General features: G+C 66.1%; 16 protein-coding genes and 1 pseudogene. 12 read left to right on the top strand and 5 right to left on the bottom strand.

Translation table 11 applies throughout. The features are described 5' to 3' along the window. Positions 1–205 precede the first annotated feature (205 nt). Entirely contained in the window at positions 206–373 is a 168-nt protein-coding gene (locus KF889_21665) for a hypothetical protein (protein MBX3502058.1), read from the top strand. After that, complete coding sequence (locus KF889_21670; protein MBX3502059.1) at positions 360–1,037, top strand: TetR/AcrR family transcriptional regulator; 678 nt, start codon at positions 360–362, stop codon at positions 1,035–1,037. The genes KF889_21665 and KF889_21670 overlap by 14 nt, the downstream gene beginning before the upstream one ends. 196 nt (positions 1,038–1,233) lie before the next feature. Here KF889_21670 and KF889_21675 read toward each other — a convergent pair whose 3' ends face one another. Next, positions 1,234–1,887 (bottom strand): hydrolase, encoded by a 654-nt coding sequence (locus KF889_21675; protein MBX3502060.1) that lies wholly within the window; start codon positions 1,885–1,887, stop codon positions 1,234–1,236. A gap of 152 nt (positions 1,888–2,039) precedes the next feature. On the opposite strand from KF889_21675, the gene KF889_21680 reads away from it, so the two are divergent. The 7 genes and pseudogenes from KF889_21680 (at position 2,040) to KF889_21710 (ending at position 10,061) form a co-directional block, all read left to right on the top strand. After that, positions 2,040–2,933: a LysR family transcriptional regulator gene (locus tag KF889_21680; protein MBX3502061.1), complete on the top strand. Its 894-nt coding sequence runs from the start codon at positions 2,040–2,042 to the stop codon at positions 2,931–2,933. A gap of 271 nt (positions 2,934–3,204) precedes the next feature. Further along, a complete protein-coding gene (locus KF889_21685; GenBank protein ID MBX3502062.1) occupies positions 3,205–4,140 on the top strand; it encodes a pirin family protein in 936 nt (311 codons plus the stop codon). Positions 4,141–4,387: 247 nt separating this feature from the next. Next, the gene (locus KF889_21690; GenBank protein MBX3502063.1) at positions 4,388–5,077 is read left to right on the top strand and encodes a hydrolase; all 690 of its coding nucleotides are present in this window, start codon (positions 4,388–4,390) and stop codon (positions 5,075–5,077) included. A 220-nt stretch (positions 5,078–5,297) separates the two neighbouring features. After that, positions 5,298–7,148 (top strand): amidohydrolase, encoded by a 1,851-nt coding sequence (locus KF889_21695; protein ID MBX3502064.1) that lies wholly within the window; start codon positions 5,298–5,300, stop codon positions 7,146–7,148. Positions 7,149–7,258: 110 nt separating this feature from the next. Then, positions 7,259–8,851 (top strand): MFS transporter, encoded by a 1,593-nt coding sequence (locus KF889_21700; protein ID MBX3502065.1) that lies wholly within the window; start codon positions 7,259–7,261, stop codon positions 8,849–8,851. Between the two features lie 48 nt (positions 8,852–8,899). Beyond that, positions 8,900–9,109, top strand: a pseudogene (locus tag KF889_21705) (SDR family oxidoreductase). A gap of 121 nt (positions 9,110–9,230) precedes the next feature. After that, positions 9,231–10,061: an alpha/beta hydrolase gene (locus tag KF889_21710; GenBank protein ID MBX3502066.1), complete on the top strand. Its 831-nt coding sequence runs from the start codon at positions 9,231–9,233 to the stop codon at positions 10,059–10,061. Between the two features lie 302 nt (positions 10,062–10,363). Here KF889_21710 and hpt read toward each other — a convergent pair whose 3' ends face one another. Further along, a complete protein-coding gene (hpt, locus tag KF889_21715; protein ID MBX3502067.1) occupies positions 10,364–10,897 on the bottom strand; it encodes a hypoxanthine phosphoribosyltransferase in 534 nt (177 codons plus the stop codon). A gap of 2 nt (positions 10,898–10,899) precedes the next feature. Next, positions 10,900–11,604: a zinc-ribbon domain-containing protein gene (locus tag KF889_21720; GenBank protein ID MBX3502068.1), complete on the bottom strand. Its 705-nt coding sequence runs from the start codon at positions 11,602–11,604 to the stop codon at positions 10,900–10,902. Here KF889_21720 and KF889_21725 point away from each other — a divergent pair. The 3 genes from KF889_21725 to KF889_21735 all read left to right on the top strand — a co-directional run bounded on the left by KF889_21725 (position 11,506) and on the right by KF889_21735 (position 16,574). Continuing rightward, the gene (locus tag KF889_21725; GenBank protein MBX3502069.1) at positions 11,506–12,234 is read left to right on the top strand and encodes an HAD-IIIA family hydrolase; all 729 of its coding nucleotides are present in this window, start codon (positions 11,506–11,508) and stop codon (positions 12,232–12,234) included. The two genes, KF889_21720 and KF889_21725, sit on opposite strands and share 99 nt — an antisense overlap. Positions 12,235–12,244: 10 nt before the next feature. After that, positions 12,245–13,006, top strand: coding sequence for a 1-acyl-sn-glycerol-3-phosphate acyltransferase (locus KF889_21730; protein ID MBX3502070.1), 762 nt, complete (start codon positions 12,245–12,247; stop codon positions 13,004–13,006). Between the two features lie 121 nt (positions 13,007–13,127). After that, entirely contained in the window at positions 13,128–16,574 is a 3,447-nt protein-coding gene (locus KF889_21735) for a ribonucleoside reductase (protein ID MBX3502071.1), read from the top strand. 94 nt (positions 16,575–16,668) lie between these two features. Here the strand turns inward: KF889_21735 and KF889_21740 are convergent, their stop codons facing one another. Together KF889_21740 and KF889_21745 are read right to left on the bottom strand one after the other, a co-directional pair. Continuing rightward, positions 16,669–17,625 (bottom strand): GNAT family N-acetyltransferase, encoded by a 957-nt coding sequence (locus tag KF889_21740; GenBank protein ID MBX3502072.1) that lies wholly within the window; start codon positions 17,623–17,625, stop codon positions 16,669–16,671. A gap of 266 nt (positions 17,626–17,891) precedes the next feature. Then, positions 17,892–18,524 carry a pyridoxamine 5'-phosphate oxidase family protein gene (locus tag KF889_21745; protein ID MBX3502073.1) on the bottom strand — a complete coding sequence of 211 codons (633 nt, stop codon included), beginning with the start codon at positions 18,522–18,524 and terminating at the stop codon, positions 17,892–17,894.

Raw genomic sequence — 18,524 nt, forward strand, 5'->3', positions numbered from 1 at the left:
GCCCCGGAGTATCCATACAGCTCGATCGCTAACGGCCCGCCCACCATGGCGGGCCGTTTCCTATTTGCATCCGGAATGGACCTTATTCGGCTGTCTCCTGTGGGAGGGCTTCCGTACCTTGGCCGGGACGTCATTGCCTGGTGAAAGTGCATTCATGGTGTCTAGTCCGTCGCGGCCGGGTCATGGCCGCCCCTATGTCCCCGGGATGATCGCCTGGACAGTGCTGGCCGGTGGCTTGGCGCTGGCGACGGTCCTGACCGTCAGCGGCGCCGGCTGGTCGAAAGGGGCGTCGGCGGCCGGCTTTGTTCACGCCGGCGGCGACGACCAGCACACCTTCATTTTGACATCGGAGATCGATCATGCCGGCGCCTGAAGCCATGGACGCCATCAGCCTCGACGCCCTGGCGGTCGAGACCGATGGCCGCCGCCGCCGCACCCTGCGCACCAACGCAGCCCTGGTCGAGGCCACCATCCGGCTGTTCCGCGCCGGCGCCACGACGCCCACGGCCAACGCGCTGGCGCGCGAGGCCGGCGTCTCGGCGCGCAGCCTGTTCGCCCATTTCGCCGACGTGCCGCTGCTCTACCAGGCGGCGATCCGGCGGGTCCTCGACGACATGCTGTCGAACGAATGGCCGCGCATCGGCGGCGACCTGGCCGAGCGGATCGACGGCCTCGTCACCCATCATGCGCAGGCCTGCGAGCACTGGCTGCCGTTCCTGCGCGCCGCCGCGACCCTGCGCTACGAGCACGCCGAACTCTGGCATGGCTGCCAGTCGGCGCGCGAGCAGCTGCGCGATCGCCTGCGGGCGGCGTTCGCGGCGGAGCTCGACAACCTCGACGACGAGGAGGCCGGCACGCTTCTCGATGCGCTGACCGCGCTGCTCGACTGGGATGCCTGGGGCAAGCTGCGCCAGGATCGCGACCTCTCCGTCGAGCGCGCACGCGCGGTGTGGGCCCTGGGCCTGTCGCGCCTGCTCAGCGCCGCCCAGTCGCGCACCCGCACCCTCGACGCCCCGCGCCTGGTGGCGATCAACTAGGGCCGGTCGACGTCCGTTTGAGAGCAAGGACGATCGCGACGAGATGAACAGCGGCCCGAAAGCCGGTGATCGATCGTGCCGGCCGCCTGCATGCCGGCGTGGACGGAAATCGAGTCAAGTGGGGATGACGAGACGCGATCGAAGCTGGGTCTTTTTGCAGCACATAGCTCAAGTATTCGTCATCCCCGCTCTCTGATCAGCGTGCTGGGCTTGGCACCGGCGTGTTAAGCAGTTGCTGCTCCCACAGATAGGCTATGCCGCTCCCGGCAGCATGCTGAATGACGACGTTGTTCAGCGCGACGGCGGTTTCGGCTCGCGCCCAGTCGCGCTGCCATTCTGCGGCCAGCGCCATCCAGGTCATCATGTTCACGCCGGCCGCGATCATGCGTTGAATGGCGACTTCATGCGCCTCGGTGGAAACGGCTCCGGATGCATCGGTGACGACCGTCACATCCCAGCCTTCGCCCGCCGCCTGGATCGCCGGCATCGCGACGCAGACTTCGGTCCACAGACCGGCGAGGACCAGTTGCCTGCGACCTGTCGCCTTCACCACATCGACCACCTTCGGGTCCTCCCAGGTGTTGATGAGCGTCCGGTCGATCACCTCCTGGCCGGGGAACACGTCTGTGATCTGCGGAAAGATGTGACCACCGCGATCTGCGACCACGCTCGTCAGGATGGTGGGGACGCCGAAGACCTTTGCGGCCTTCGCCAGCGCTGCCGAATTGTTGACCACGATATGCGGGTCGTGGCTGTTCAGGTTCGCGAGCTGGTAAGGCTGGTGGTCTATCAGAACGAGTACCGAGTCTTCGGGACGAAGTAGCGAAGCAAGGCCGTTACGAAAGGACATGAAAAACTCCTATGCCGTCGAGGGCGGGCTTGGCTTGTCGCCAGACATGCATGATTGCGGCGCTGCCTGAGAGTGCGGACTTTGTCATTCCCACTTGTGATACGGTAGCGCGCATTCCCGCCAAGCTGTGTCGCGTCATGGGGAACGCCGAAATGGAGATCGAAGACCTGCAGACTTTCGTGGAAGTCGCAGACGCCGGGGGAGTTTCGGCTGCTGCGCGCCGACTCGGCGTGTCGAAGTCGATCGTCAGCCGGCGGCTTTTCCGGCTTGAAGCGGACCTTGGCGTCCAGCTTGTTGCGCGGACCACCCGCGGCGCCGCTCTTACGGAAGCTGGGCTTACGTTTCGAGACCATGCAGCGAGAGTCGGTGCCGAGATCGACGCGGCCAGGGAAACGATTCTGCCCACCGGTGACCTTCGCGGCCACTTGCGGATTGCCGTGCCGCATTCTTTTGGCCCGACTCACTTCGCTCCCGTGCTCGCGGAGATGGCGCGACACAATCCCAAGCTTCACATCCATTCCACCTACAGCGATCGCATCGTTGATCTCATCGCGGAGGGTTTCGATTGTGCGATCAGGGTCGGCTACCTGCGGGACTCCAGCCTGATCGCAAGGCGCGTTGGGTCAATCTACGGAAAGCTGGTCGCGAGTCCTGACTATATCAAGGCGCACGGCTCTCCTGAGGCACCGGAGGAGATCGTCACCCATCAGTCCCTCATGCAGGGAACCGAAGCTTGGCAGTTCATGGATGGCGACAGGATCGTTACGGTTCAGCCACAGGGCAGGTTCAAGGCCGACAACGCCACGGCGCTCGCCGCCGCGGCAGCATCAGGACTCGGCATCGCTTGGCTCCCCGATTGCATCACCTATGAATATGTGGCCTCCGGCGCGCTCGTTTCGATCATGACTCGCTACCCACCACCTCCAGCGGGCGCGTATGTCGTCCGCCCGCCGGGTCGGCATCCGTCGCGGAAATTGCGGGTACTCACCGAAATGCTGATCGAGTATTTTGAACGAAACTCGCACCTCTGGGGTCGCGGTCCCTGATGCGCGAACAGCGCGAAGCCCAGTCAATGGGCAGAGCTCGAAGGTGGCGCTGCTGCGAGCCGCTGAGTTCGACGAGATTGTCTGCACGTTCCGCTTGCTGCGACACAGCTCAACGTATCGCAGGGCTAGCTGCGCAGAAGACCGCTCGCTATTTCATGCACTCGTCAGAGCAGCAGCGCTCGAACCGTGCGCGCCGTCCGAGCTAGGCGAAATCAGGAATTCGCATCGGCAAGGGTGAAGCCGCTCGCATGTCCAGGAAAGGATGGCGCGCATGAGTTGGAACCCGGCAATCGAACCCGGCTGCCCCGATGAGGTGGGCACCGACGCGATAGAAGCGCTCATAGTTCCGCGTTCTCGGGATCTTGGCGGTTTCGCAGTTCGGCGCGCCCTGCCGGCGCCGAAGCGGCAGATGGTCGGGCCGTTCATCTTCTTCGACCAGGCCGGGCCGGCCGAACTGCTGACCGGCCAGGGCATCGACGTGCGTCCGCACCCGCACATCGGTCTTGGCACCGTCACTTACCTCTATCGCGGCGACTTTCATCACCGGGACAGCACCGGCGCCGATCAGATAATACGTCCAGGCGCACTGAACTGGATGGTCGCAGGCCGTGGCGTTACCCACTCGGAGCGCACCTCCGCGGCAGCCCGGAGAGGACCGAACAGTCTGTTCGGGATTCAGACATGGCTGGCCCTGCCCGACACCCATGAGGATGTGGCGCCCACCTTCGAGCATCACGGCAAGGAAGTGCTGCCGGTGCTCGAGGACCGCGGCGTCTCGGTTCGGCTTATTCTTGGAAACGCCTACGGCAAGGTCGCGCCCGCGACCATGTTCTCGGAGACGTTCTACGCCGATGTAGGACTCGAACCGGGAAGCCGGCTGCCCATGCCGGACGAGCACGAGGACAGAGGCATCTATATTGTTGAGGGTTCTGTCTCGATCGCCGGCCAGACTTTCGAGGAGTCTCAGATGATGGTCTTCCGTCCCGGCGACAGGATCACGGTCGCGGCCGGCGACCATGGCGCGCGGTTGATGATCCTCGGCGGCGCCACGCTCGGCGGGCCGCGCTACATCTGGTGGAACTTTGTCGCCTCGTCCCAGGAGCGCATCGAAGAAGCCAAGGCCGAATGGCGCGCCGAGAATTGGGGCGAGGGGCGCTTCGACTTGCCAATCGACGACCGGGATGAGCACATCCCGCTTCCGGACTGACAGACGCTGATGGAGTGGTTGCCCGGACGCAACTCGGATCAACCGTCGTCCGGTGCCGCTCGGACTTCTGAGTATGCTCGCAGGCGAAGCCGGTGTTCAGTGGCTGAAGGGCCACACAAACATTGTCCAGGCGTGTCTGCATGAAAAGTCCTTCGCCGTTCACTCCCCCGGCGAAGCAGTGAAGAAAAGCGATGCGGCCTAAGGCGCATTGCTCCGTTTTCCTGTCACCGAGAGAAAGGATGGCCCGATGTCCAGCAAACTCGAGGTTTTGACACCTCAAAACAGCCAGCTCCTCTTCATCGATCAACAGCCGCAGATGGCCTTCGGTGTCCAGTCGATCGATCGGCAAGTCCTGAAGAACAATGTTGTAGGTCTCGCCAAGGCGGCAAAAGCCTTCAGCATCCCGACCACGATCACCACAGTGGAGACTGAGAGCTTTTCCGGCCCGACGTTCCCCGAACTGCTCGCGGTGTTTCCTGAGGCTCCACTGCTTGAGCGTACCTCGATGAACTCCTGGGATGATCTGAAGGTGCGTGAGGCTTTGGCCGCCAATGCCGCCAAGGGACGCAAGAAGATCGTCGTGTCAGGTCTTTGGACTGAAGTCTGCAACCTTGCCTTCGCGCTGTCCTGCCTCGCCGACACCGACTACGAAATCTACATGGTGGCCGACGCTTCAGGCGGAACATCGGTCGACGCGCACAAGTACGCCATGGACCGCATGGTTCAGGTCGGGATCGTCCCGGTGACCTGGCAACAGGTTCTCCTGGAATGGCAACGCGACTGGGCACGACGCGACACCTACGACGATGTCATGGCGATCGTGAAGGAGCATTCCGGTGCATATGGCATGGGTGTCGATTACGCATACACCATGGTGCACAAGGTTCCCGAGCGTGTAGCCCACGGCCCGGCTGTCGCGCCCAAACCGGCGGCCTGACCGACTCGATCAGGGTGGCTGGTCCGACAGTATCGGCGGACCAGCCGCTGGTTCTGCGCGATGAATGAGCGAACTCGCCTGGTCGGATCGATGGTGCTCAAGGTCGAACAGTGCAGCCCCCTATTCAGGTGCTGTGTGCTTCATCGCCCATCTCGGCTGTTTTGCAGGCGTTGCTGCGGCTCTCTGTTCACAGACCTGATCCTGCACGAAGGAGAACGCCATGCCTGCCAATGATCTGATCATCGTCAACGCCAAGGTGACGACCCTCGACCGTCAGAACGCGGCCGCAGACGCGGTCGCCATCCGCGACGGCCGATTCCTGCTCGTCGGCAACGAGGCGGAGGTCCGTGCCGCTGCGCCGAACGCACAAGTAATCGATGCAAAGAGACGTCGCGTCATTCCAGGGCTCATCGACAGCCACACCCACATCATCCGCGGCGGACTCAACTACAATATGGAGTTGCGATGGGATGGCGTGCCGAGCCTTTTCGAAGCGATGGCAATGCTCAAGGCCCAGGTCGGCCGTACGCCGGCGCCGCAATGGGTGCGCGTTGTAGGCGGCTTCACCGAACACCAGTTCGCAGAAAAGCGCCTGCCGACCCTCGAAGAGATCAACGCGATCGCGCCGGACACGCCCGTCTTCATTTTGCACCTCTACGATCGTGCATTGCTCAACGCGGCTGCGCTGCGTGTCGTCGGCTATACCAAGGATACTCCCAATCCTCCCGGCGGCGAGATCGTCAGGGATAGCGCTGGCAATCCGACCGGGCTGCTCCTGGCACAGCCCAACGCCACGATTCTCTACTCGACATTGGCCAAGGGGCCGATGCTGCCGCCCGAATACCAGCTGAACTCGACTCGCCACTTCATGCGCGAGATCAATGCGCTGGGCGTGACCAGCGTGGTCGACGCCGGCGGAGGCCTCCAAAACTATCCCGATGACTACGAAATCATCGAGAAGCTTCATGCCGACGGAGCGATGACGGTCCGCATCAGCTATAACCTCTTCACCCAGAAGCCCAAGGAGGAGCTTGCGGACTTCTCCTCCTGGATAAAGCAGGTCTCGCCTGGACAGGGCGACGACACCTATCGCCACAACGGCGCTGGCGAGATGCTGGTCTATTCCGCGGCCGATTTCGAAGATTTCCGCGTCGAGCGGCCCGAGATGTCGCCGAGTATGGAAGCCGACCTTGAACCGGTTGTCCGTCTGCTGGCGGAGAACCGCTGGCCATGGCGACTGCATGCAACATACAACGAGACGATCGATCGCGCGCTTGACGTGTTCGAGAAGGTCAACCGCGACGTGCCGTTGCAGGGGATCAACTGGTTCTTCGACCACGCCGAGACGATCAGCGACCGCAATATCGACCGGGTCGCCGCGCTTGGCGGCGGCATAGCCGTCCAGCACCGGATGGCGTTTCAAGGCGAGTTTTTCGTCGAACGCTACGGGGCAAAGGCCGCCGAGCGCACGCCGCCAATCCGCCGGATTCTAGAAACCGGCGTGCCGGTGGGCGCGGGCACCGACGCAACCCGCGTGGCCAGCTACAATCCGTGGGTTTCACTCTCTTGGTTGGTAACCTCTAGAACCGTTGGAGGCCTCGCACTCTATCCGCAGCACAATCGCCTGGACCGCGAAACCGCATTGCGCCTGTGGACCGAAGCGAACACCTGGTTTGCAAACGAGCAGGGGAAGAAGGGGCAAATCAAAGCGGGACAACTGGCCGATCTTGCCGTGCTGTCCGATGACTACTTCTCGGTACCAGAGAGCGAGATCGTCCATCTCCGGTCAGTCCTCACCATTCTCGGCGGCAAGGTCGTGCATGGAGACGGCGATTACTCGCCCCTTTCACCTGATCTTCCCGCGCCGATGCCTGACTGGTCGCCGGTCGCCACGATGAGTGGCTATTACAAGTCGAAAGAAGCTCGCACCAAGCTGACGATGAATTGCGGCTGCGCCTACGACTGCCCAGTGCATGGGCACGACCATGCCGCAGCCCTTGGCGCGCAAATGCCGGCTTCGGACGCCCGCACATTCTGGGGCGCTCTCGGATGCGGTTGCTGGGCGGTTTGACCTCGGCCACCGCTTGAGTACGCGTGAACTCGACACGCGCAATCTGCCGTGCGGCGCGACAGGGGTTTCCCGATGAGCTTTTCCACCAAGGGTGGGCGAAAGGAACGGCTATGAGCGAGAAGCGGCCGGAGAGAGCAGCCGACACATCCGGGCCGCTTGGCTTTCCCGTCTTTCGGGCGCTCTGGATCGCAACGATCGTTTCCAATGTCGGCACATGGATGCACGATGTCGGCGCCGGCTGGCTCATGACCTCGCTGTCGCCGAGCCCGCTGCTCGTCGCACTGGTACAGACGGCGACGACGCTGCCGATGTTTCTTCTCGCACTTCCAGCCGGTGCGCTCGCCGACATCGTCGACCGGCGCAAGATGCTGATGGCGGCCCAGCTGCTCGGCTTGCTTGCGGCATCCCTGCTGGCGATCCTGACGTTGCTGGACCTTGTTGGTCCCGAGGTGTTGCTGGCCGGGACTTTCGTGCTCGGCGTCTCGGCGGCACTCAGTGCCCCGGTGTTCCAGGCGATCGTGCCTGAACTGGTGGACAAGCAGGCGTTGCCAGACGCCATTGCGCTGAACAGTCTCGGCGTCAACATCTCGCGCGCAATCGGACCGGCGCTCGGCGGTGTCATCGTCGCTCTTGCCGGGATCCCGGCCGTGTTCGCGCTGAATGCGCTCTCGGTGGTGGCCGTGCTGGCGGTACTGTTCACCTGGAAGCGCCCTCAAACGCTTCACAACCTGCCGCCCGAGCACTTTCTCGGCGCACTGAAGGCGGGCTATCGCTACACGCGCCATTCTCCGGCGATGCGTCTCGTGCTGGTCCGGGCGGTGGGCTTCTTTCTGTTCGGGAGTGCGCTCTGGGCGATGCTGCCGCTCATCGCGCGGCGCGGACTTGGGCTCGACGCAGCCGGCTATGGAGCTCTTCTCGGCTGCATGGGCGCGGGAGCGGTTGTGGGCGCGATCCTGCTTAAGCGATGGCGCAAGACGATTCCTGCCAACACGGTATCTGTCGGGGTGACACTGCTCTTCGCTCTGTCGACGATGGCGCTTGCCCTGGCCACCAATGCCTGGATCGCCGGATCGGTCATGTTCGCAGCCGGCCTCGCCTGGATCGGGATGCTGACGTCGCTGAATGTAGCGGCGCAGATGGCCTCGCCGGGATGGGTGAAAGGACGCGCGCTCGCTGTCTATCTGCTCGCGTTTCAGGGAGCGATGACCGGCGGGAGCATCCTGTGGGGTTCGCTTGCCGCCAGCACCAGCGTTCCTGCGGCTCTGGTGGTCGCAGGCGTTGGGCAAGCAGTGACCCTGATCCTGGCATTCCGCTGGCGCCTGCCGCTGGATTCGGCCAGCGATCTGGCGCCCTCGAACCATTGGGCGGAACCGGTAGTCTCTATCCAGCCGGCAGAAGACCGCGGTCCGGTTCTCATCGAGATCGAGTATCGGGTCGAACCTGCGCGCCTCGCCGAATTCGTCTCCGCCCTGCGCAGATTCAAGTCCTCAAGACAGCGTGATGGTGCCATTCGCTGGGATGCCTGGGAGGATGTCGCCGACCCCGGCCGGGTTATCGAAACTTTCGTCGTCGAGAGTTGGGTCGAGCATCAGCGCCAGCACGCGCGGGTAACGCATGCCGATCATTTGGATCAACAGTTGCTCCACGCATTCCATGTCGGCGACCAGCCGCCCATCGTGCGGCACTTGCTGAGGCCACTATGACCAACCGCATGCCCGCGGCGCTGGCCAATGTTCGCGCGACGTACGTTCGGCATCACCGTGAATCTTGTGCAGCCCGGGGCGACCAACACGTATGCAAATCCGGCGGATGGGGAGGCTGCCGATTCCCAGCGAAGCCTGACGTCTTTGAGACGCTATGCCGAGCTGCGCGAAGTCGCGAACGCTGCGGTCCTTCTGGCAATTCCCGCCGCGAGCGTGATTGCAGGCGCCATCCTGACCGCCGACGGGGGCGCAATCGCCTGGGCCGATGCTCGCCAGCAGGCCAATCGCCTGCCGTCCCTCTCCTCGTCGCGCAGACCCGCGCGGCGTCTACGTCGCAGAACTCGGAAGCTGCTCGAACTCAATGCAAGGAAGGTTCACCATGGCTACGATCATCGCATCCGACGGCACACGTCTCTTCTGCAAGGACTGGGGTCCGAAAGACGCCCAGCCCATCATGTTCCATCACGGCTGGCCACTGAGCGCCGACGACTGGGACAACCAGATGCTGTTTTTCCTGTCCCATGGCTATCGCGTGATCGCACACGATCGACGCGGTCATGGCAGGTCCGACCAGACCGACACCGGCAACGACATGGACACCTATGCCGCGGATGTCGCGGCAATCACCCAGGCGCTGGACCTGCGAAACGTCATCCACATCGGCCATTCGACCGGTGGTGGCGAGGTCACGCGCTATGTGGCGCGAGCCGAACGCGGTCGCGTGGCCAAGGCCGTCCTGATAGGCGCGATTCCGCCAGTGATGGTTCGGTCCAACGCGAATCCGGACGGTGTTCCGCCTGAAGTCTTCGACGGGTTTCGTTCCGCAGTGTCTGCGAACCGCGCGCAGTTCTTTCTCGATGTGCCGAGCGGGCCGTTTTATGGTTTCAACCGAGAGGGCGCGAAGGTAAGCCAGGGCCTGATCAACAACTGGTGGCGTCAAGGCATGGCCGGCGGCGCAAAGGCACACTACGACTGTATCGCCGTTTTCTCCGAGACCGATTTCACCGAGGATCTGAAGGCGATCGCTGTGCCTGTTCTGATTGTGCATGGCGAGGATGACCAGGTTGTGCCTATCGGGAACTCGGCTCACAAGGCGATCAAGCTTGTAAGAGACGGCACGCTGAAGACCTATCCGGGGCTTTCACACGGCTTGTTTGCCACGCATCCCGAGGTGGTGAACCCTGACCTGCTGGCCTTCATCCGCGCCTGACCGACAATTGTCACAGGCATCTGGCGATGGCGGCGGTGCCGCTCACGGCCGCCGAACGCGCGGCAACGTCGCTTGATACGGGAGCGGCCCCGATACAGTCTTTTACGCACGACGCGGTGTGCAACGAGTATGCCGGAGAGCGAGGTATCGGCGATGAGGCACGGGCACTCCCGGCTGAATTCGTCGACCACCGCCAGGATCCGGAAGCGACGGCCCGCAGCGAGGGATCCAGGGAAGCTGCCTGGATCCCTTCGCTGCGCTCGGGATGACTGCGCCTCGATTCAGCCTGTGCGAATCGCGTCCTAGGTTTCGACCACACCGATATACGACAGGCCGCGGTGGCGGCCGGCGTGATCCAGGCCGTACCCGACCAGGAACTCGTTGGGCACCGAGAAGCCGACGAAATCGGCTTCCAGATCGACGGCGCGCCGCGACGGCTTGTCGAGCAGGGTGCACAGCCGCACCGTGCGCGCGCCGCGCGCCAGCAGCATCTCGCGCGCCGCCGTCAGCGTGCGGCCGGTATCGAGGATGTCGTCGACCAGCAGGATGTCGCGGCCCTCGACCGGCATCACCAGGTCGCGCACGATGCGCACCTCGCCCGACGATTCGCTGCCCTTGCCGTAGCTCGACAGCGTGATGAAATCGAGCGGCCAGTCGGCTCCGGTGCGCGCCAGGGCGCGGATCAGGTCGGCGGCGAAGACGAAGCTGCCGGTGAGCACCGGCACGATCATGGTCTGATCGCCCATCGAGGCGCGGATGTCGCGCGCCATGTCCTCGATGCGCGCGGCGATCTCGGCCGAGGAGATGCGCACCGGGATCTCCTCACGGCCGGGCATGGTCAGCTCAGCGGCTCGACCGCGACGTCGACGTCGACGGCGCCCGTCGGCGGATCGTCGACCCGCTGGCGGAAGGGCTGGCGGCCCAGCGGCGCGATGGCGTCGGACTTCAGGTCGTAGACCTTCTCGCCGACCGGCTTGCGGTCCTGGTCCTTGAAGGTGAAGCGGATGCGCCGCGGCACCACCTCGAAGGTGCTGGTGTTGACGATGTCGCCGCTGGCTTCGATCGCGCCGCCGCCATCGGGCACGGCCTCGATGCGCACCTTGTCCAGCATCAGCGCCGGAATGGCGGGCGGCTTGGCCGGCGGCGGGGGCTGCATGGGCGGCGGCGGCTTGGCGGTCGGGCCTGGCGGTGGCGGCGCTGGGCCGCCGGGAAGCGTTCCCGACAGCTGGTCGCGGAACGCATAGCCGCCGCCGGCGATCAGGCCGATCAGGATCAGCAGGCCGATGGTCAGCTTGAGCCAGGTCGGCATGCCGCGCTCCGGCGGGATGGTCGGCAGCGAGACCGTCTCTTCGTGGTTCTGCGGGCGGATGATGAAGTCCGGCACCGGCCGCGTGTCGGTCAGCACCGCCTCCCCCCGGTCCGCCTCGGCGTGCGCCATCCATTGGTGGCCGCAGCGGAAGCACTGCACGGTGCGACCCTGCCGCCCGATGGCCGCCGGATCGACCACATAGCGCGCCGAGCAGTTCGGACAGACGATTTGCATCGTGAGGGGATACCGGATTTAGTTGTGGCGAAAATCCTAGTTCACCATCTGTTGTCACACAAGCAACACGAGGCAAAAACTTTGGCGCGACTGGTGCTGCTCGACCGCGACGGCGTGATCAACCTGGACCGCCCCGACTCGGTGAAGCGCCCGGACGAGCTGGTGCTGATCCCGGGATCGGCGGCGGCCATCGCCCGGCTCAATGTCGCAAGAATCAGGGTCGCCGTGGTCACCAACCAGTCGGTGGTCGGCCGCGGGATAATCCCGGTCGGCCAGCTCGAGGCCATCCACGAGCGGCTGGCCGGGCTGCTGGCGCGTGAGGGTGGCCGCCTCGACGGGCTGTTCGTCTGCACCGATCCGCCGGGCGCCCCCTCGCCGCGGCGCAAGCCGCGGCCGGGCATGCTGATCGAGGCGCTGGGGCGCTTCGGCGCCCAGCCCGACCAGGCGCCGATGATCGGCGACGATCTGCGCGACCTCGAGGCCGCGCACGCCGCCGGCTGCCCGCGGGTGCTGGTGCGCACCGGCAAGGGCGCCGCCACCCAGGCCGCCGGCATCCCCGCCGCGCTCCTGCCGGTGGCCGTCCACGCCGATCTGGCGGCGGCAGTGGACGCCCTGCTGGCGGCCGGCTAGAGGCTGGCGCATGTGGCTGGGCTCCCTCCTGTTCAACGTCGGCATGTATGCGATCAGCACGGTGCTGGCGATCGTCGGCCTGCCGGTGCTGGTCCTGCCGCGCGGCGCGGTCATCGCCTGGTCGCGCCTGTGGTGCCGCTCGGTGCTGGGCTGGCTGGCGCTTACCTGCGGCCTGCGCCACCGCGTGATCGGCCGCGAGCATCTGCCGGCCGGCCCCTACATCCTCGCCGTCAAGCACCAATCGACCTGGGAGACCCTGGCGACCAACCTCGCATTCCCCGATTGCGCCTTCGTGCTCAAGCGGGAACTGATGTGGATCCCGGTGGTCGGCTGGATGATGTGGCGGGCCGGCAATGTCGGCATCGACCGCGCCGCCGGCGCCAAGGCGCTGCGCGCCATCCTGCGCGACACGCGCCGCGCGCTCGACGGCGGCCGGCCGGTGATCATCTTCCCCGAGGGCACGCGCACGCCGCCGGGCTCGACGCGGCCCTACCAGCCTGGCGTGGCGGCGCTGTACAGCCAGCTCAAGGTGCCGGTCGTGCCGGTGGCGCTCAACTCGGGCCTGTTCTGGGGCAGGCGCACCTTCCTCAAGAAGCCGGGCACCATCACCATGCGGATCCTGCCGCCGATCGAGCCCGGCCTGCCCCGGGCGGCCTTCATGGACCTGCTGCGCGAACGCATCGAGGCGGCCACCATGGATCTGATCGCCGAGGCCCGATTGTCCCTGCCGCAAGCAGTGGAAAACGCTGGGGACAGTGCGAATCCGTCCTGAATGGCCAATGAGTTAGCCTAACGCGCTCTGTAGATAAACCAGTGCGTCGTTGCTGGAACATAGAGCGAACATCGGTTGACCGGCGGGGTCGTTGGCCCTACGTATTGGGGTGGAGAAACCCATGGCCCATCGGCCGCTGCCACCCTCGGATCTGGCGACCCGGATCTGGGACATGAAGTATCGCCTCAAGGCCCAGGACGGGACGCCGCTCGACGTCACGATCGAGGACTCTTGGCGCCGCGTCGCCACCGCGCTGGCCGCCAACGAGCGCGAGCCGGCGCGCTGGGCCGAGCGCTTCTACGGCGCGCTGGCGGATTTCCGCTTCCTGCCGGCCGGCCGCATCCTCGCCGGCTCGGGCACCAACCGCGACGTCACGCTGTTCAACTGCTTCGTCATGGGCACGATCCCCGACAGCATGGCGGGCATCTTCGAGCATCTGCGCGAAGCGGCGCTGACCATGCAGCAGGGCGGCGGCATCGGCTACGACTTCTCGACCCTGCGGCCCAAGGGCGCGCCGGTGCACGGCGTCGGCGCCGACGCCTCGGGGCCGCTGAGCTTCATGGACGTGTGGGATTCGATGTGCCGCACGATCATGAGCGCCGGATCGCGGCGCGGCGCGATGATGGCGACCCTGCGCTGCGATCATCCCGACATCGAGGATTTCGTCGAGGCCAAGCGCGATTCCGCGCGGCTGCGCAACTTCAACCTGTCGGTGCTGGCGACCGACGCCTTCATGCAGGCCGTCGCCGACGACGCCGACTGGCAGCTGGTCTTCGGCGGCAAGGTCTTCCGCACCGTCAGGGCGCGCGCGCTGTGGGACCGCATCATGCGCGCGACCTACGACGTCGCCGAGCCCGGCGTGATCTTCATCGACCGCATCAACCGCGCCAACAACCTCGCCTACTGCGAGACGATCAGCGCGACCAATCCATGCGTCACCGGCGATACGTGGGTGCAGACCGCCGACGGACCACGCCAGGTTCTGGAGCTTGTCGACCAGCCCGTGACCCTGCTCGTCGACGGCCAACCGCACGCCACCGGCCCCCAAGGCTTCTTCGCCACCGGCCGCAAGGCGACGCTGAGCCTGCGCACCGTGGAGGGCTATTCGCTGCGCCTGACCGCCGACCATCCCGTGCGCGTCGTCAGCGGCGAGTCGCGCTGGCGCCTGGAGACCGCGTGGCGCGCGGCGGGCGAGCTGCGGCCTGGCGACCGCATCGTGCTGCACGACCATCGCAGCGGCGCAAGCTGGGCTGGTGCCTACGGCCACGACGAAGGCTATCTGCTCGGCCTGCTGGTCGGCGACGGCACGCTGAAGGACGACAAGGCGGTACTCAGCGTCTGGCCGGCGCGCCGTGTGGCGAACGCCGATGAAGGTGACGGCGGGACCGCTGATGTGATGAAGGCGGCGCTGGCCGCGGCGCGCGTTCTGCCGCGCCGGGCCGACTTCGCCGGCTGGCAGCGTGTCGCCGGTCGCGACGAGCGTCGCCTGTCGCTGGGCGCCCTGAAGCGTCTGGCACTCGACCTCGGCATGCGGCCCGGCGCGAAGTCGATCACGCCGGCGATGGAACGCACCTCGAGCGATTTCCATCGCGGCTTCCTGCGCGGCTTCTTCGACGCCGATGGCGCGGTGCTGGGCACGCAGGCCAAGGGCGTCAGTGTCAGGCTGGCGCAGAGCGACCTGGAGCGGCTGTCGGCCGCGCAGCGCATGCTGCTGCGGCTGGGCATCGCCTCGACGATCTATCGCGATCGGCGGACCGCGGGTACGGCGTCGCTGCCCGACGGCAGCGGCGGCCGCCGTGACTACCCCACGAAGGCGCAGCACGAGCTGGTGATCGCCAACGGCAACGTGGCGCGGTTCGCCGAGATGGTCGGCTTCGCGCATGGCGAGAAAGCCGCGCGGCTGAAGGCGCTGATCGGCGCCTATCGCCGGCAGCCCAATCGCGAGCGCTTCGTCGCGCGGGTCGAGGCGATCGAGGATGCCGGCGTCGCCGAGGTGTTCGACGTGCAGGTTCCCGGCGTCAACGCCTTCGACGCCAATGGCCTCTATGTCCACAATTGCGGCGAGCAGCCGTTGCCGCCGTATGGCGCCTGCCTGCTGGGCTCGATCAACCTGGCGCGGCTGGTGAAGCACCCGTTCGAGGCCGACGCGGCGCTCGACATCGCTGCGCTCGAGGAGCTCGTGCCGCTGGCGGTGCGCATGCTCGACAACGCCATCGACGTCTCGCGCTTCCCGTTGCCGGCGCAGGCGGCGGAGGCGAAGGACAAAAGGCGCATGGGGCTGGGCGTCACCGGGCTGGCCGACGCGCTGATCATGTGCGGCGTGCGCTACGGCTCGCCCGAGGCGGTGGCGCTGACGAAGCAGTGGCTGGGCGCGGTGCGCCGCTTCTCCTACATGGCCTCGAGCGATCTGGCGGCGGAGAAGGGCTCGTTCCCGCTGTTCAACCCGGCGCGCTACCTGCAGGGCGAGACGGTGCGTTCCCTGGACGAGGACGTGCGCGCCTCGATCGCGCGCTACGGCATCCGCAACGCGCTGCTGAACTCGATCGCGCCCACCGGCACGATCTCGCTGCTCGCCGACAACGTATCGTCCGGCATCGAGCCGGTCTTCGCCTTCGCGCACGAGCGCACGGTGCTGATGGCCGACGGCACGAAGCGCGTCGAGGAGGCGTCGAACCATGCCTGGAGGCTGTACCGGCATCTGAAGGGACCGGACGCGGTGCCGACCGAGGCCTTCGTCGACGCCCAGACGCTCTCGCCCGAGGCACACCTGGCGATGCAGGCGGCGGCGCAGGAATTCGTCGACAGCTCGATCTCCAAGACCATCAACCTGCCCGAGACGATCTCGTTCGAGGCGTTCAAGGACGTCTATACCGAGGCCTATCGCCTGGGCTGCAAGGGCTGCACGACCTATCGGCCCAACAGGGTCACCGGCTCGGTGCTGTCGACGGCGCCGGCGGTGGCTTCGCCGGCGCCGGCGCCGGCCGCGGCGGAGGCCAAGGGCGGCGTGGTCTACATCGCCCAGCCGCTCGATCGCCCGCAGGAACTGCCGGGGCTGACCTACAAGATCAAGTGGCCGGGCAGCGACCATGCGATCTACATCACCATCAACGACATCGTGCAGGACGGCCGCCGCCGGCCGTTCGAGATCTTCATCAACTCCAAGAACATGGAGCACTACGCCTGGACCGTGGCGCTCACGCGCATGATCTCGGCGGTGTTCCGCCGCGGCGGCGACGTGTCCTTCGTGGTCGAGGAGCTCAAGGCGGTGTTCGACCCGCGCGGCGGGCAGTGGATGGAGGGCCGCTACGTGCCCTCGCTGCTGGCGGCGATCGGCCAGGTAATCGAGCGCCACCTGATCGATATCGGCTTCCTCAAGCCGGACGATCCGCCGCTGGTCTACGACCCGCACGGCCAGCGCGTCGTGGCGATAGCCGGCGGTCCGGATCTGCCGGCCGAGTCCGCACCGTCGGCCGCGCTGGGCCAATGCCCGCGCTGCGGCGCCGCGGCGCTGACGCATCGCGACGGCTGCGACCTCTGCTTCAACTGCGGCTACTCGCGCTGCGGCTGAGCCTGTCTGTCATCCCGAGCGCAGCGAGGGATCGAGGGTGGCTGTCTGGATCCCTCGCTGCGCTCGGGATGACAGAAATCGGTCTGCCCGATTGTCAGAAATCGCGGCGGATGATGAAGCCGTTGTTGACGCTTTCCATGCCGATGCGCGGGTAGTAGGTCATCGGATCGGGCGCCGACAGCAGCAGCAGCATAGCCTGCGGTCCGATGATCCGCTTGGTCTCGTAGAGCAGCGCCTTGCCGACGCCGCGACCCTGCCACGCCTTGTCGACGGCGAGATCGGAGAGGTAGCAGCAATACGAGAAGTCGGTGAGCGCGCGCGCGACGCCGACCAGCGCGCCATTCTGGTCGCGCGCCGTCAGCACGAGATTGGCATGGCGCAGCATCTCGGCGAGACGCCCGGGATCCTCGAGCGGCCGGCGGATCGTCGACTTGCGCAGCACGTCGGCGAATTCCTGCGTGCCGAGCCGGCCTTCCTCGCGCGCGATGGCGATGCCCTCGGGCGGCGTGGCTTGCCTGGTGAAGTCGCGCGCGACGACGCCCTCGGGCGCTTGCACGGAGCGGGGTTGCGCCCGGGCGTGCGCGACATGCGCGCGCCCACGCCAGACATTGCTCCAGTAGTCGACCACCTGCGGCTCCGACTGGCCCATCGCATAGGCAGGCGACAGCAGAGGCGAGACCCTCGAGACGCGGATGACGACGAAGCGGCGGACCGGTGGCTGTCGGCCAACACCGGCGAGATTGGTGCCGCGGCCTCGGAACAGGGTGGCCAGCGACTCGAACTCGGCGCCGCCGTCGACAACGCGCGCCGTGCCGGCCAGCCGCCAGCCCTTGCGCCGGATCAGGTCGACGGTGTTGGCCTCGACCGCCGGCCGCGCGGCGATGTTGGCCAGCGTGCGCGGCGAGGCGAGATCGCAGAAGGCGACGTGATCGTCGTCGACCGTCGCCAGCGTGGCCTTGGGCGAGAGGTTGGGCGTGCCGTCGTCGTTGACGCTGGCGACATAGGCCATGCGCTCGGAATCGATCGCGCGTCGGACCGCGTCGGACATCATGCCCATGGCTCGCACCGGTGTGTTGTCGTTGAGCGGACCGTACAGCCGCTGCGACGCTGCCCGCGAACGAAAGCGTCGCGATTGTCGCGAGTATCGACTGTCACTGAAGGGTGATGCACTACCTGTCATCCCGAGCGCAGCGAGGGATCCAGGGCAGACTGGATCCCTCGCTGCGCTCGGGATGACAGCGGGGGCTGTATCAGACTCTTGCGATTCCGGGCACCGGCGTATGGTCTTCCTTCTTCCCGCCTTCGCGGGGCGAAGGATCATGGCGCCGGTGCCGCGCTCAGCCTCGCGACCTCGGCCTCGAGCTCCTTGATGCGCGCGGCGAGCTGGTCGATCGCCGGCGCGATCTCGGCCTCGCTGTAGCGCGCGGTGATGTGCTGCTGGCAATTGGCATCCCAGGCGACGATCTCGAACAGGATCACGCGCTCGATCCGCGCCGCGTAGCCGGGCATCGCCAGCAATGTCGCGAGCGCTTCGTTGCCCTCGACGATGCGCGCGCGGCCCCACAGCTTCACGCGCTGCTTCGTGGCGTGGTGCAGCAGGAAGATGTGCGCGCGATCGTTCTCGGCGAGATTGCCCACCGTGACATACTGCCGGTTGCCGCCGAAATCGGCGAAGCCCAGCGTCCGCTCGTCGAGCGGCTTGAGGAAGCCGGGCGGCCCGCCGCGGTGCTGGATGTAGGGTTGGCCATCGGCGGTCGCGGTGGCGAGGAAAAAGCTGTCGATATGCTGGAGGAACTGCGCGAGGTCCTCCGTCACCACCGTGCGCCACGGCCGCTCGCGCTCGGCGCGCGCCATCAGCGACCGCGAACCCAGCCGGGTCTGGGCAGCCTTGACCGAGGGCGTGAAGGCGACGTCGCTGGGATGGCCGGCGGGCGGGTCGGCGTCGTTCAT

This window comes from Alphaproteobacteria bacterium, from assembly GCA_019635875.1.
In the GTDB taxonomy this organism is placed as follows: domain Bacteria; phylum Pseudomonadota; class Alphaproteobacteria; order Reyranellales; family Reyranellaceae; genus JAFAZJ01.